14 protein-coding genes and 1 pseudogene are annotated in these 14,537 nt (G+C 64.0%); 7 read left to right on the top strand and 8 right to left on the bottom strand.

Annotated elements, in window-relative coordinates:
- The first annotated feature begins 277 nt into the window (after window positions 1-277).
- Window positions 278-949: a VTT domain-containing protein gene (locus AB870_RS18070; RefSeq protein WP_047905765.1), complete on the top strand. Its 672-nt coding sequence runs from the start codon at window positions 278-280 to the stop codon at window positions 947-949.
- A gap of 125 nt (window positions 950-1,074) precedes the next feature.
- Here the strand turns inward: AB870_RS18070 and AB870_RS18065 are convergent.
- A pseudogene (locus AB870_RS18065) lies at window positions 1,075-2,558 on the bottom strand (N-acetylmuramoyl-L-alanine amidase).
- Window positions 2,552-3,085: a tRNA (adenosine(37)-N6)-threonylcarbamoyltransferase complex ATPase subunit type 1 TsaE gene (gene tsaE / locus AB870_RS18060; protein WP_047905764.1), complete on the bottom strand. Its 534-nt coding sequence runs from the start codon at window positions 3,083-3,085 to the stop codon at window positions 2,552-2,554. Before tsaE ends, AB870_RS18065 begins: the two are co-directional and overlap by 7 nt.
- Window positions 3,086-3,093: 8 nt before the next feature.
- Between tsaE and queG the strand changes: the two genes are divergently transcribed.
- Together queG and xerD are read left to right on the top strand one after the other, a co-directional pair.
- Window positions 3,094-4,380, top strand: coding sequence for a tRNA epoxyqueuosine(34) reductase QueG (gene queG, locus AB870_RS18055; RefSeq protein ID WP_084663851.1), 1,287 nt, complete (start codon window positions 3,094-3,096; stop codon window positions 4,378-4,380).
- Window positions 4,329-5,279, top strand: coding sequence for a site-specific tyrosine recombinase XerD (xerD, locus tag AB870_RS18050; protein WP_157112376.1), 951 nt, complete (start codon window positions 4,329-4,331; stop codon window positions 5,277-5,279). Before queG ends, xerD begins: the two co-directional genes overlap by 52 nt.
- A 35-nt stretch (window positions 5,280-5,314) precedes the next feature.
- Here the strand turns inward: xerD and AB870_RS18045 are convergent, their stop codons facing one another.
- Window positions 5,315-6,889 (bottom strand): class I adenylate-forming enzyme family protein, encoded by a 1,575-nt coding sequence (locus AB870_RS18045; RefSeq protein ID WP_047905762.1) that lies wholly within the window; start codon window positions 6,887-6,889, stop codon window positions 5,315-5,317.
- A gap of 114 nt (window positions 6,890-7,003) precedes the next feature.
- Here AB870_RS18045 and AB870_RS18040 point away from each other — a divergent pair, with 114 nt between their 5' ends.
- Together AB870_RS18040 and plsY are read left to right on the top strand one after the other, a co-directional pair.
- Window positions 7,004-7,492 (top strand): aminoacyl-tRNA deacylase, encoded by a 489-nt coding sequence (locus tag AB870_RS18040; RefSeq protein ID WP_047905761.1) that lies wholly within the window; start codon window positions 7,004-7,006, stop codon window positions 7,490-7,492.
- 193 nt (window positions 7,493-7,685) lie between these two features.
- On the top strand, window positions 7,686-8,288 hold the full coding sequence (plsY, locus tag AB870_RS18035) for a glycerol-3-phosphate 1-O-acyltransferase PlsY (RefSeq protein ID WP_047905760.1): 603 nt from the start codon (window positions 7,686-7,688) through the stop codon (window positions 8,286-8,288).
- A 104-nt stretch (window positions 8,289-8,392) separates the two neighbouring features.
- Here the strand turns inward: plsY and AB870_RS18030 are convergent, their stop codons facing one another.
- Entirely contained in the window at window positions 8,393-8,878 is a 486-nt protein-coding gene (locus AB870_RS18030; RefSeq protein ID WP_047905759.1) for a YajQ family cyclic di-GMP-binding protein, read from the bottom strand.
- Between the two features lie 246 nt (window positions 8,879-9,124).
- Here AB870_RS18030 and murB point away from each other — a divergent pair, with 246 nt between their 5' ends.
- Complete coding sequence (gene murB / locus AB870_RS18025; RefSeq protein WP_047905758.1) at window positions 9,125-10,150, top strand: UDP-N-acetylmuramate dehydrogenase; 1,026 nt, start codon at window positions 9,125-9,127, stop codon at window positions 10,148-10,150.
- Here murB and AB870_RS18020 read toward each other — a convergent pair.
- From AB870_RS18020 to argF, 3 genes are all read right to left on the bottom strand, one after another.
- Window positions 10,140-11,489 carry a patatin-like phospholipase family protein gene (locus AB870_RS18020; RefSeq protein ID WP_335645720.1) on the bottom strand — a complete coding sequence of 450 codons (1,350 nt, stop codon included), beginning with the start codon at window positions 11,487-11,489 and terminating at the stop codon, window positions 10,140-10,142. The two genes, murB and AB870_RS18020, sit on opposite strands and share 11 nt — an antisense overlap.
- An 88-nt stretch (window positions 11,490-11,577) precedes the next feature.
- The gene (ppnP, locus tag AB870_RS18015; protein ID WP_047905757.1) at window positions 11,578-11,901 is read right to left on the bottom strand and encodes a pyrimidine/purine nucleoside phosphorylase; all 324 of its coding nucleotides are present in this window, start codon (window positions 11,899-11,901) and stop codon (window positions 11,578-11,580) included.
- 367 nt (window positions 11,902-12,268) lie between these two features.
- Entirely contained in the window at window positions 12,269-13,195 is a 927-nt protein-coding gene (gene argF, locus AB870_RS18010; RefSeq protein WP_047905756.1) for an ornithine carbamoyltransferase, read from the bottom strand.
- 363 nt (window positions 13,196-13,558) lie between these two features.
- On the opposite strand from argF, the gene AB870_RS18005 reads away from it, so the two are divergent.
- Entirely contained in the window at window positions 13,559-13,873 is a 315-nt protein-coding gene (locus AB870_RS18005) for a DUF3579 domain-containing protein (RefSeq protein WP_039400937.1), read from the top strand.
- 311 nt (window positions 13,874-14,184) lie between these two features.
- On the opposite strand, the gene rpsT is transcribed toward AB870_RS18005, so the two are convergent.
- Window positions 14,185-14,457 (bottom strand): 30S ribosomal protein S20, encoded by a 273-nt coding sequence (gene rpsT, locus AB870_RS18000; RefSeq protein ID WP_039405217.1) that lies wholly within the window; start codon window positions 14,455-14,457, stop codon window positions 14,185-14,187.
- Between the last annotated feature and the right edge of the window lie 80 nt (window positions 14,458-14,537).

Raw genomic sequence — 14,537 nt, 5'->3', positions numbered from 1 at the left:
AAGACATAGATCGTGCGATGTTCCGGCCGGTAATACCGGGTTCGTTCCCCTCCAGGCGGCTTTAAGTGGCAACTAATTCCGGTGTGGGATGCTGGCCGGGACGGCAAATCGGCAAGGAATACGGCGACAAGTGGCGATTTGGGACGCGCGCGGCCTGCCTCGGCAGCGGGTGTTAGCGTCACGCAGACTTAACGACGCACGACGGCCGCGCTGGTATGATGCGACTCGTCGCGCGCCCGCGGGAACGGGCCGGCGTCCTTTATCTTGAGGAATCGACTTGGATACTTTGGTGCAATTGCTGGAGATGGTGCTCCACATCGATAAACACTTGGGGGTGTTTATCGATCAGTACGGAAACTGGGTGTATCTGTTCCTGTTCATGATCGTATTCGTGGAAACAGGGCTGGTGCTTTTCCCGTTTCTTCCGGGCGATTCCCTGCTGTTCATCGGCGGCGCCTTTGCCGCCACCGGCGCCATGGATCCGTGGCTGCTCGGTGTGCTGCTCTTTATCGCAGCGGTGAGCGGCAACACGCTCAATTACTGGATCGGCTCGAAGATCGGCCCCCGCGTATACGAGAAGAACTGGCGGTTCCTCGATCGCGACGCGCTGCGCAAAACCCACGACTTCTACGAACATCACGGCGGCAAGACCATCGTGATGGCGCGTTTCGTGCCCGTCGTGCGTACGTTTGCTCCGTTCGTTGCCGGCGTCTCGGCCATGTCGTGGGGGCGCTTCCAGTTGTACAACGTGCTCGGCGCGCTGATCTGGGTGGTGCTGCTCGTGGGCGGCGGCTATCTGTTCGGCAACCTGCCGCTGGTCAAGCAGTACCTGAACATCATCGTGCTGGTCGGTATTTCCGCCGCGGTGGTGCCCATCGCCCTGGGCGCGCTGTGGAAGCTGCTCACGCGCGGGCGTCGCCGTGGTGCGCCGCAAGGGCAGGGCAAGTAACGGTATTCGGATGAGATGCCCGGGCGAGGCGGCTCCCCGGTCGCCACGCCGTTCGCTTCAATGAAAAATGGCGCGTCCTGTCGGGCGCGCCATTTTTTTGCGATGTCCGCGACGCGACGTTCGCGTCAGGCAGTGCGGTTCTTGGCGATGGGGGGATTTTTGGCGAAATACGCCTTGATGCCCTTGAGCAGCGCGTCGGCCAATCGCTCCTGGTAGGCCGGATCGTTCAGATTGCGCTCTTCGTCGAGGTTGCTGATGAAGGCCGTCTCGACAAGCACCGACGGGATGTCGGGCGCCTTGAGCACGGCAAACGCGGCTTGTTCGACGTTCTTGCTATGCAGGCGCGGCGCGGCGCGACCGTGCCGATCTGCGTGAGCAGCGCGGTGCCGAACACCTTGCTGTCGCGGATCTGCGCCGTCGTCGACATATCGAGCAGCGCGTGGGCGACTGTGCGGTCGTTCGTCTTGATGTTGACGCCGCCGATCAGATCGGATGCATTCTGTGTCCTTTCGAGAAGCCGCGCCGTCGCGCTCGTCGCGCCCCGTTCGGATAGCGCGAACACCGATGCGCCGTTGGCCGAGGGCGAGGTGAACGCGTCGGCGTGAATCGACATGAAGAGATCGGCGGAGACGCGACGCGCCTTTTGCACCCGCACGCCGAGCGGCACGAAGAAATCGGCGTCGCGGGTCATCATCGCGCGCATGTTCGGCTCGGCATCGATCTTCCGGCGCAGGCGCTGGGCGATCTGCAACACCACGACCTTCTCGCAAGTGCCGCGCGCGCCGACGGCGCCGGGGTCTTCACCACCGTGTCCCGGGTCGAGCGCGATGGTGAGCAGACGCGCCGTTTTCTGCGCATTTGCCGGTGGTACGTAGTCGTCGGCGTCGTCCTTGTCCTCCTTGTCCCCCTTGCGTTGGGCCAGCGGAGGTGCCTTGTCCGGTATGGCGGGTGCGGTAGGTGCCGGGCCGGGTTTGGGCATTCGTCCACCTGGTTCGCGCTGCGCGTACTTCTGGAAGAATGCCTCGCTTTCGTCCGTGCTGGGTGTGGTGCCGCCGCCCTGTGCCGGGGACGAATGCGAATTCTGTGCGAGCGCCTGGGCCTTGTTCGCCGTCTGCGCGAGCAGTTCCATGAGCGGATCCGGTTCGACGGCCGGATACAGATCGAACACCGTTCGGTACTTGTAGCCCGCCACCGGCGGCAGCGTGAACGACTGCGGTTTCACGCCCGCCTTCAGGTCGAAGACCATGCGCACCACGCCGGGTTTGAATTGCCCCACGCGCACTTGCGCGATTTGCGGGTCGTTCGGCTGGATTTTCGCGACGAGCTCGCGCAGCGCAGGACTGAGATCCACTTCGTCGAGATCGATGACGAAGCGGTTCGGGCTTTCCATCAACTGCTGCTGGAACCTGACGGGGTTATCGGTCTCGAGCGTGACGCGTGTGTAGTCCCTCGCCGGCCAGACGCGCACCGCGACGATGGCATTGGCGAAGGCCAGACGGGGGCCGGTGAGGGCGAGAATCAGGGTCGATGCGCCAGCGCGCAAGGCGCGGCGGCGGCCGGCATTGGGCGATGAGGCGTCGTCGGTACGGGCGAAGCGTTTGATCAGCATGAATTCAGGCAAGCAAGACCGGCCGGCGTGTAGGCGCTCGTCGTGAGACGGCGACTGTCGCCGACAGGTTCCAGCCAAAGGCGCAAATCGGGGACGCCAAGAAGTCCTTCGGCTTTTTCCGGCCACTCGACCAGGCACAGCGCGTCGCCTGCGAAATGCTCGCGAAAGCCCGTGTCATGCCATTCGGCCGGATCGGCGAAGCGGTACAGATCGAAATGATAGACCGGCAGCACACCTTGTGGTGTGTCGATGTTGTATGGTTCACACAGCGCGTAGGTAGGGCTTTTGACGCGGCCCGTGTGACCCAGCGCGCGCAACAGGGCTCGCACGAAGGTGGTCTTGCCTGCGCCGAGGTCGCCCGAGAGCTGCACGTGCAGACCCGCGTGCGCGGCGTCGGTATGCGCCATGCGTTCCACGACGACGCGCGCGAACGCCGCCGCGAAGGCCTCGGTAGCGGCTTCGTCCGGTAGCGCGAAGATGCGCTCGCCCAGCAAGGGCGGCGCCGATGGATCGGGCGTGGCGGGCATTGCGTAAAATGGAGTCGATGAAAGCTTCCGTGATTTTCCCCGCTACCGCCGCACAAGTCGAGCCGTCGACACCTCCGCAGACCCCGGAAGTGTCGTCCTCGCGCGACAACGCGACGCCGCCGGCCCTCGATTCCGAGGGGCTGGCAGCGCTTGCCGTGCAGATTCGCGCCTGGGCGCGCGAACTCGGGTTCGGCCACGTGGGCATCGCCCACACCGATCTCTCGCACGCCGAAGCGGGGTTACAACAATGGCTCGACGACGGCTGTCATGGCGACATGGATTACATGGCGGCCCACGGCATGAAGCGTGCGCGGCCCGCCGAACTGGTGCCCGGCACGGTACGCGTCATCAGCGCGCGCATGAATTACCTTCCTGGCGATGTCGATCTCGCGCATTGGCGCGAGCATGAAGCCGCGCGTGCGGCGCGTCCGGGCGAAGCCATCGTATCGATCTACGCCAGAGGACGCGACTACCACAAGGTCATGCGCAATCGCTTGCAGCAGTTGTCCGATCGCATCACGCAGGCCATCGGCCCGTTCGGGTATCGCGTATTTACCGATTCCGCACCGGTGCTCGAAGTCGAACTCGCGCAGAAGGCCGGACTCGGCTGGCGCGGCAAGCACACGCTGCTGCTCTCGCGCGAGGCCGGTTCGCTCTTTTTCCTCGGCGAGATCTTCGTCGATGTGCCGCTGCCGGCCGATGCCGACCAAGCCGACGAAGCCGAGGAAGCCGACCAAGCCGGCGGGGGGGCCATGGCGCGCGGCGAACACTGCGGGCAGTGCCGGCGCTGCCTCGACGTGTGCCCGACCGGTGCGATCACCGAACCGTTTCGTGTCGATGCCCGCCTGTGCGTGTCGTACCTAACCATCGAGCACAAGGGCGCGATTCCCGAACCGCTGCGCGCGAAGATGGGCAATCGTATTTACGGCTGCGACGATTGTCAGTTGTATTGCCCCTGGAACAAGTTCGCGCAACCGTCGCCGCTCGCGGATTTCGCCCCGCGCAACCGGCTCGACGGCTCGTCGCTCGTCGAGCTCTTTGCCTGGAGCGAGACAGAATTCATGGAGCGGCTGGCAGGCAGCCCGATTCGCCGTATCGGCCATGAGCGGTGGCTGCGCAATCTGGCGGTCGGGCTCGGCAACGCGCTGCGCGAGACGACCGCACAGGAGGCGCGCACCTCGATACGCGAGGCCTTGCTTGCGCGGCGCGCACATCCCTCGGCGCTGGTCCGGGAACATGTCGAATGGGCGCTTGCGCAGCAAGGACAGGCGCCCACGGAAGGAGCCCTGGTTTGAGTCATCCCAACGAGCGCAGTACAGCCCTCATCGACCAGTTCTGCGACACGATCTGGCTTGAAGACGGCCTTTCCCGAAACACGCTCGACGCCTATCGTCGCGACTTGCGGCTCTTTGCCGACTGGCTTTTCAAGACGTACGAGATCGCCCTCGATGCCGTCGACGAGGCCGCGCTCTCGGCTTATCTGGCGTGGCGTCGCGAGAGTCGGGCCAGCAGTGTGAACCGGCGGCTGTCCGTCTTCAAACGCTTCTACCAGTGGGCGCTGCGCGAGCATGTCGTGCAGCACGATCCTTGTTTGCGTATCGCGTCGGCCAAGCGGGCGCAACGATTGCCCTCGACGTTGTCGGAGGCGCAGGTCGAGGCGCTGCTCGCTGCGCCCGACCTGACACAGCCGCTGGGCCTGCGCGATCGCGCCATGCTGGAACTCATGTATGCGAGCGGACTGCGCGTGTCGGAGCTGGTGGCGCTCAAGACCATCGAAGTGGGACTGAACGAGGGCGTGCTGCGTATCTTCGGCAAGGGCGCGAAGGAGCGCCTCGTGCCGTTCGGCGAGGAGGCCAACGCATGGCTGGCACGCTATCTCGACGAGAGCCGCCGCGTGCTGCTCAACGGCCGGACCTGCGACACGCTTTTCGTCACGCAACGCGGCGAGGGCATGACGCGTCAGGCGTTCTGGTACCTGATCAAGCGTTATGCATTGCAGGCGGACATTCGCGCGCCGCTCTCGCCGCACACGCTACGGCATGCGTTCGCCACCCATCTGATCAATCACGGCGCGGATCTTCGCGTCGTGCAATTGCTGCTCGGTCACGCCGACATTTCCACCACGCAGATCTACACGCACGTCGCTCGCGAACGTCTCAAGTCGCTCCATGCGCAGCATCACCCGCGCGGGTGAGGTGCGGTTGTCCTCGTCCTTGTCCTCGTCGAGCGTCAGAGCAGGGCCTTGAGCCTGTGCTTGAGCACCTTGCCGGTGGAGGCGGCGGGCAGGGTGTCCAGCACGCGAATGCGCGCCGGGCGTTTGTAAGGCGCGAGGCGCTTCGCCGCCCATTCGGCAAGCGCGTCGACGTCGATCGCATGTCCCGGCAGCGCTTGCACGAACGCGACGACCTGCTCGTTACCTTCGTGTGGATGACCCACCACGGCGGCCTGAAGCACGTCGGGGTGACTGGCGAGCGCCTGTTCGACTTCGATGGGGTAGACGTTGAAACCGGAGTGGATGATGAGTTCCCTGGCGCGTCCGGCCAGGAAAAGGGCGCCGTCCCCCGCACGGCGTGCAAGATCGCCGGTGCGCAGCCAGCCGTCCGCGGTGACGGTCGCGGCGGTCAGTTCCGGCGCCCGGTAGTAGCCGAGCATGACGTTCGGGCCGCGCACCCAGAGTTCACCGACTTCGCCGTCCGGCAGATCTTCCCCGTCCCGCCCCACGATGCGCACGGCTACGCCCGGAATGACGGGGCCGACGGCGCAATCGTCGCGAGGCGCATCGAGCAGCGTCTGGGCGACGGTCGGGCTGCTCTCGGTCAGCCCGTAGCCGTTGTGGATCGGCAAACCGTAGAACGCTTCGACGCGCGCTTTGAGGGCCGCGTCGAGCGGCGAGCCGCCAGAGTAGACGAAACGCAGGCGGGGGGCGACCAGCGATACGCCCTGCGTCGCCACGTGGGCCACCAGACGCGCATGCATCGCGGGCACGCCTTGCAGGATCGTCAGTCCGTCATGGGCGAGCGAGTCGAGCACGGCCTCCGGCGTGAAGCGCGCCGCGAGCCGCAACGTTCCTCCGGCGTACAGCGTGCCGAGACAGACCGATGTCAGCCCGTAGACATGGGAGATCGGCAGCACGCCGTAGGCGATGTCGTCGGGGCCGACATGTCGCAACGTGCTCGACACTGCCGCGATGAACATCAGATTGCGATGCGAGAGCCGCACGCCCTTGGGGGCGCCTGTCGTGCCCGTCGTATAGATCAGGGCCGCGCATTGGGCCGCCGGGCCGGTTTCCACCGGCTCGGCAACACTGCCGGGATCGACGTCGGACGCCGCAATCGCGCCCAGCGCGAGTTCCGTCCATTGGATCCGGGCGGCGTTGGAGCGGGCGTGGGCGGCGGCGTCCGGCGAGGCGTCGATCGTGTAGATCGCGCAGCGCGGACGTGCGTGCTCGCGAATCACGCGCAGTTCCGCCGCCGAGAGGCGGGCGTTGCACAGCAGCGGCCAGGCATCGAGCGACGCCACCGCGAGCAGCAGCACGACGTAGGCAATCCCGTTCTCGCCGACGATCATCACACGGTCGCCGCCGCGCACGCCATGCGCACGCAATCGCTCGGCAGTGGCCGTGACGGCGTGAACGAGTTCGCCGTAGGTCATGCGTCCGAAGTCGTCGATCAGCGCCACGCGATGGGGCGCAGTGCTCGCCACGCGTTCGGCAAGCGTATCGATGCGCGCAGGCAGGCCGGCGAGAAACCGGGCCAGGGCGTCACCGGAAGCGTCGGCGGCCAATGGGGCAAGTGAGGCAGACATGGCGGCATTGTAATGCGCGATGAAGCGATTGCTTACAATCCGTATATTTGGCGTTTGGGATAGCCACCGGATCATGCCCGGCGCCGCTTTCGTCTTTCCACCGTATTGACCGACATGAAACCCAAGGCCACTGCCGAGACCCCGGCGACCAAACAGCTTCGCGACGCCAAGGTCGCATTCCGGAATCATTTCTACGAGTATCAGGAGCACGGCGGCACGCGTGTCTCGTCGCAGGCGTTGCAGGTGCCGGAGCACGTGGTCATCAAGACGCTGGTGATGGAAGACGAGGACGCCAACCCGCTGATCGTGCTGATGCACGGCGATCGTCAAGTGTCGACGAAGTCGCTGGCGCGTCAGGCGGGACGCAAGCGCATCGAGCCGTGCAAGCCGGACGTCGCCAACCGGCACTCGGGGTTTCTGGTGGGCGGCACGAGTCCGTTCGGCACGCGCAAGCGCATGCCGATCTACATGGAGGCGTCGATCCTCGAACTGCCGGAGATCTACATCAACGGCGGCCGTCGTGGCTATCTGGTCTCGATTGCCCCGGCCGAACTCGTGCGCGTGCTCGCGCCCACGCTGGTCAACGTCGCCCTTGCGGACTGACGGCATCGCTTTCAAGAAGCGCTCGTCTGCGTGGCCCCGGCGCGTCGCGCGAGGCGCGCTTGCTCCGCTCGCATGCCGCTGCGATGGCTGCGCGGCCGGGGCATCTGCGCAACCCCGTGTTTGCCAGAATGGGGACGCGCGTCGTCTCAAGTAGAATGGCGGCCATTACAAATCTTCCACACGCTCGAAGTTCATGGCCACACTGGTTTTTATCGTTCTCGCGTACCTGATCGGCTCGGTGCCGTTTGCGGTGATCGTCAGCCGCGCGATGGGCCTGGCGGACCCGCGCAGCTACGGCTCGGGAAATCCGGGGGCGACGAACGTGCTGCGCTCCGGCAACAAGAAGGCCGCCGTGCTCACGCTGATCGGCGACGCACTCAAGGGCTGGCTCGCGGTTTATCTCGCGCAACGCCTCGCCGATGCCTGGGGTGTCGGTGACTTCGGGCTTGCCGCCGTGGCGCTGGCGGTTTTCCTTGGCCATCTGTATCCGGTGTTCCTGCGCTTCGCGGGCGGCAAGGGCGTGGCGACGGCAGCGGGCGTTCTCCTCGCCATCAGCCCGGTGCTCGGCCTCGCGGTGATGGCGACCTGGCTCATCATCGCCGTCTTCTTCCGCTATTCGTCGCTCGCCGCGCTGGTCTCGGCGGTGTTCGCGCCGCTGTACTACGTTTTCATGTTCGGGTTCGGCCCCTACGCGCCGGCAGTGATCGTCATGGCGGCGCTGCTGGTCTATCGCCACCGTTCGAACATTGGCAAGCTCATTGCGGGCAAGGAAAGCCGCATCGGCCAGAAGAAGTAGTTCGTTGCGTGCCGGCAAACAAAAACCCGCAGCGAGTCTGCGGGTTTTTCGTGTCCGCCGTCCATAGGAGAGCGGCGGAAGACAGCAACGCAGTGCCGTGACGTTCAGTCGCGGAAGTTGTTGAAGTCCAGCGGCGTATCGGTGACGTCCTTGCGCAGCAGGGCCATCGCGCTTTGCAGATCGTCGCGCTTGGCGCCGGAGACGCGCACGCTGTCGCCCTGAATGCTCGCCTGCACCTTCATCTTGCTGTCCTTGATGATGCGCACGATTTTCTTGGCGAGGTCGCCTTCGACCCCCTTCTTGACCTTCACGACCTGCTTGACCTTGTCGCCGCTGATCTTCTCGACCTTGCCGTAGTCGAGAAACCGCACGTCGACATTACGCTTGGCCATTTTGGCGATGAGCACCTGCGTGACCTGATCGAGCTTGAAGTTGTCGTCGGCGAAGAGCGTGAGTTCCTGCTCCTTGTGCTCGATGCGCGAGTCCGATCCCTTGAAGTCGAAGCGCGTCGAGATTTCCTTGTTGGCCTGCTCGACGGCGTTCTTGACCTCGACCATGTTGGCTTCGCTAACCACGTCAAACGATGGCATCTGGCTCTCCTGAATTAGTGAGGGTTCGTGAAAGGCATGCGGTGCATGCCCTGTGAGTTGGCCGGCAGTCGTCTGCCCGGCGCCGTCTCCGGCCGCCTCTGACGATCCGTGCGGCCGGTATAATGGCGCGCATCAATCTTTCGCCCGACATTGTAATTCAGCCGTCGGTCCCGCGTCCCTTCGGGACGTGATTCGGAGCGGTCACCATGGCCGGTACGGCGGCATCCACCGGTCAGCACATACTTCATGTCCCAGTTGCTACGCGACGTCAGCCTGCGCGAACTCAACACCTTCGGTCTGCCCGCTACCGCCCGTTATCTCGTTGTCATCGATAGCGAAGCCGCGTTGCTCGAAGCGCTTGCCATGCCCGAGCTGGCGGGCCTGCCGCGTCTCGTGCTCGGTGGCGGCAGCAACATCGTGCTCACGCGCGATTTCGACGGGGTGGTGCTGCGCATGGCGATTCGCGGCCGGGAACGGCTGCCGGACGACCCCGCCGATCCGCATGCGCGCTATGTGCGCGGCGGCGCCGGCGAAGTCTGGCACGACTTTGTCGACTGGACGCTCTCGCAGGACTGCCCCGGCCTCGAAAACCTCGCGTTGATTCCGGGCACGCTCGGGGCCGCGCCGATCCAGAACATCGGCGCCTACGGGCTGGAACTCGCCGAGCGCTTCTTCGCGGCGCGCGCGCTCGACACGACCACGGGCGAGTTCGTCACGCTCTCGCGCGAGGTCTGCGCATTCGGCTACCGCGATTCATGCTTCAAGCGCGAACCGGGACGGTTCGTCATCGTGTCCGTCACACTGCGCCTGCCGCAGCCGTGGCACGCCGTGACGGGGTATGCGGACGTGTCGCGCGCGCTTGCCGACGCCGGTGTCGCACATCCCGATGCACGCCGTATTTTCGACGCGGTCGTCGATATTCGACGTCGCAAGCTGCCCGATCCGGCGGTTCTCGGCAATGCCGGAAGCTTCTTCAAGAACCCCGTTGTCGATGCCGAAACCTTCGATGCCTTGCGCGCGCGTTTCCCGGAGGCGGTCGGTTACCCGCAGCCCGACGGCACGTGGAAGGTCGCTGCCGGCTGGCTGATCGATCAATGCGGCTGGCGCGGCAAGTCGCAGGGCCGTGCGGGTGTGCACGAGCGTCAGGCGCTGGTGCTCGTCAATCGGGGGGGCGCGAGCGGCGACGACATCGTGGCGCTGGCGCGCGCCGTGCAGACGAGTGTTCGGACGCGTTTCGGCATCTCGCTCGACCCTGAGCCGCTCATGATCTGATGGCGGAGGCGTTGGGCAAGCGCTGCAAGTAATCGCGTTTCAGATCCACCGTCGAGCGTATGCCCACGTCGTGGTAATGGGCCTCCAGCCAGCGGGCGGCCGCGTCCCGACCTCGGTCGCGCAGCGTCGTGAGGAAGTGCCAGTCGGTCACGAATTTCGTCGACGAGGACAAGTCGTACAGTGCCTTGTCGGCGCGAATCGAGTGAATCAACGGGTACTTCAGCCGCTCGCGAAACTCTGGCTTCAACCAGCCCTCGTCGATCAGTTTGTGAACAAACGAGATCGCCCGGAATTCGCGCTGTAACGATGCGTTGAACGTGATCTCGTTCACGCGGTTCATGATTTGCCCCGGCAATACCGGCTTCTCCGCGCGCTCGATCGGATTGATGTGCACGATCAGAATGTCGCTCGTGAGTGTCTCGTAATAGAACGGAAAGAGCGCAGGATTGCCGAGATAACCCCCGTCCCAGTAAAAGTCCTCGTCGATCTTTACCGGCTTGAACAGCCAGGGCAGACAGGCGGAGGCCATTGCCACGTCGAGGGTGATTTCGTGTGTGCGGAAAATGCGGATGTTGCCGGTGCGGATGTTCGTCGCGGACACGAACAGGTGCGTTGCGGTGCTCTCGCGCAGCCGCTCGAAGTCCACTTGTGCTTCGAGGACGGTGCGCAGCGGATTGATCTCGGCCGGTGGCTGGGAGAACGGCATCATCCACTGCTGCATGCTCTGCATCCAGTCGTGCCAGACCGGATACTCGGTCGGACGGCCGTTGAGCCAGCTGAAGACGGTTTGTGCCCATGCGGTTGCGGACGAACCCGCCTGCGAGACGCCCAGCCAGAAGCTGTGCAACGCCTCACGCGCTTTCTCCCGCGGATCGACGCCGGGACGCTCCAGCAGGCCATGCGCGAGCACCACGGCGTTCATCGTCCCGGCCGAGGCGCCGCTGATGCCCTCGAATTCCAGACGCCCGTCTTCGAGCAGTTTGTCGAGCACGCCCCACGCGTAGGCGCCATGCGCGCCACCGCCTTGCAAGCCGAGATCGATGCCTTTGCGCTTCGCGCCGCCGCGTCGCGAGCGGGTCGACTTCGTTGCCGCCGGGGCGTTGGGGGATTCCGGTGGAAGCAGCGGGACGTCGGTCGGTTCGAGATCGGTACTCATGCCCGATGTCTGCGGCGAGCCGGAAGTCTCCGGTGGCGTGCGCAGCGACTTGCCGGACGGCTCGGCGGGGAGCGTTAGCGGGGGCTTTGCAGAGATCTCACGCCCGTCGGTGGGCCGGCTGGCAGCAGTGTCGTCAGCGTTGTCGGGGCCATGGTCGACGGAATCGGGGGGCAGTCGCGACATAGTGAGAAGCGGCGCCGGGGCCGCGCTGAACCAGCCGGGAAGGCGGCGGCGCGGGCGACCCCGCACCGTCGCGATATGGGCCGGACGGTTAGCCGTAATGGCAAACGTAATCGAGCGTCTCCACGACCTCGATATCGAACTTGCTGTTGCCCGGCACGGCGAATTCCTGACCGGCGGCATATTCCTGCCATTCGGTCTGACCTGCCAGACGGATGCGGCAGCGGCCGCCCGTGACCTCCATGATTTCGGGAGCCTCGGTGCCGAACTGGAGCGTGGCCGGGAAAATCACGCCCAGCGTCTTGCGCGTACCGTCCGGAAACAGAACGGTGTGCGAGACGCACTTGCCGTCGAAATAGGTGTTGGCGCGCTTGATTACGGAAACGTTGTCGAACTGCGTTGCGTTTTGCGTCATGACCGAATGCTGTGTCGAATGCGAGCGAATGTCGCGATGGAGAGTCGATATGTCCGATCACTTTGAAGATCGGACGTGAATTCATGCTAGCACGTTTCGAACGTCCACCCGTCTGCATTTTGTGCGATGCACAACGAAAATGCACTGCCACGGTGCAAATTCCGAAATGTTCTGACGGCGGGGCGATTCATGCCGCGCGGCTATGAAGCGCGTGACCACGGACCGGGATGGCGGCGCGTCAGCGATGATAGCGGAACGTTAGTTGCGGTGGGTGATCGGTGGCGCGGGAAGCGAGGCGGGGCGGGGGCAGCAACCGCCCGGATGCGTTATCGCTCCGGGCGGCAGACAGATTGCCGTGCGAACCGGCTCAGACGCGGCCGAGCATCAGGTACTCCATGAGCGCCTTCTGCACGTGCAGACGGTTCTCGGCTTCGTCCCACACGACACTTTGCGCACCATCGATGACATCCGCCGACACTTCCTCGCCGCGGTGGGCGGGAAGGCAATGCATGAACAGGGCGTCGGGCTTGGCGCGTTGCATCAGGTCGGCATTGACGCACCACTGTGCGAAAGCGGCCTTGCGTGCCTCGTTTTCCGCTTCGAAACCCATGCTCGTCCAGACGTCGGTGGAGACGAGGTCGGCACCTTCGCACGCGGCGCGCGGGTCGTCGAACTCGCGCACGAACGGACGGCTCGACTCGGCCACCATTGCCTGATCGAGCCGGTAGCCCGGCGGCGTGGAGATGTGGAACTGGAAGCCGAAGATTTCGGCCGCCTGAATCCACGTATACGACATGTTGTTCGCGTCGCCGATCCACGTCACGGTCTTGCCCTTGATCGGGCCGCGGTGCTCGTAGTACGTGAAAATATCCGCCAACACCTGACACGGGTGGTATTCGTTCGTCAGACCGTTGATCACCGGCACGCGCGAGTGCTGTGCGAAGCGCTCGATGATCTCCTGACCGAACGTGCGGATCATGATGATGTCGGTCATGCGCGAGATCACCTGTGCCGCGTCTTCAATCGGCTCGCCGCGGCCAAGTTGCGTATCGCGCGTGTTCAGGAACACGGCGTGGCCGCCCAACTGGTGAATACCGGCTTCGAACGACAGACGCGTGCGCGTCGAGCTTTTCTCGAAGATCATCGCCAGCGTGCGGTCATGCAGCGGGTGGTAGGTCTCGTAGTTCTTGAATTTCTTCTTGAGGATGCGGGTGCGCTCGAGCACGTAGTCGTACTCGTCGAGCGTCAGATCCGAAAATTGAAGGTAATGCTTGATGGGTTTGGCGGTGGTCATTTGGATGTTCTGCTGGAGGCCGATGTCGCGCGAATCCGCTGCGGATTTGCTGGGAACTCGGACGCGTTCGGCACGACGAACAAGCCTTGAGGCCTGTCCCCCGATCAGGCCCGTTAAGGTGTTCTACCGGTTGCTGGCTTCAGGGGAACGGCCCCTAGTCTACCAAATCGTATTGTCGTCACACGAAAAGCGTATTATCGAGCCCGCTGCTGCACGGCCAAAAAATGGCTGGCAAGACCGAAAAAAACATTCGCAGCAACGGTGGGGGACAGGTTCCAGTCTTATATAAGATATAATACTGACTCTGTCGGCAACGCTACCCGCGTACGGCTGGCCAGATGTTTTTTGAGGTGATTGAGCGATATGACCGACCAGGTTTCCGCGCGCGAGTATTTCATCCAGGGGCTGACTCTGGATGGCAAGAAGTTTCGTCCGAGTGACTGGGCGGAGCGTCTGTGCGGCGCCGTGTCGTTCTGTGGCCGCAGCAATTCCGGCCCGAACGCATACATGCAGTACTCCCCCTACGTGCGTCCCACGATGGTGGGCGACGTCAAGTGCGTCGTCGTCGACGAGCGACTGCGCGATATCGAGCCGCGAATGTTCGATTTCGTGATGAGTTTTGCCCGTGACAACGGTTTGCAGATGACGGAAGCCTGCTTCGTTCCTGACGTCAAGTAATTCCCCCACGGCCGTTTTCGGCCAGACGTGAGTGCCGGGCCTTCGGCCCCGACTCACCGTCGCACCTGCGCCACCGCGCCACTGTATCGTTTCAGTGTTCCCGTATCCCGCCGGTATCCCGCCGGTATCCGCCGTTTCGACGCTTCCGCGCTTTTCCTGTCCTTCCCTCGTACTTCGTCCGTGCCGCTTCGCTCGCCCTTGCCGTTTTCGTTCGCGTAAACAGAAAAAAGCCCGCATGAAGCGGGCTTTTTAGTGTCCCGACCGTAGTCGGAACCGGCAAGCAACTTATTCTGCCGGCAGCTAACGCTGTCTTAGGCAGCAGCCGACATCGCCTTGATGGCGGCCGACAGGCGGCTCTTTTGACGAGCAGCGGTGTTCTTGTGGACGATCTTCTTGTCAGCGATGATGTCGATCGTCTTTGCCGAAGCGCGCAGCACTTCCTTGGCTGCGGCCTGATCGCCAGCGGCGATGGCCTTGCGGACAGCCTTCACAGCCGTGCGCAGACGCGAACGCAGCGCCGAGTTGTGGGCGTTGATCTTAACGGTTTGACGCGCGCGCTTGCGTGCTTGTGCGGTATTTGCCATGTTCTGTGAATTCCTTGAATTGCTCCGCCTGATGCGGCTTCTATGCAGTTTGGCTCGGCTCCCTGGGAGACACGGTGGCC

The sequence above is a fragment of the Pandoraea faecigallinarum genome (genome assembly GCF_001029105.3).
Classification (GTDB): Bacteria; Pseudomonadota; Gammaproteobacteria; order Burkholderiales; family Burkholderiaceae; genus Pandoraea; species Pandoraea faecigallinarum.
The sequence above is the reverse complement of the archived record's forward strand: the minus strand, read 5'-3'. Positions and strand labels throughout refer to the sequence as shown.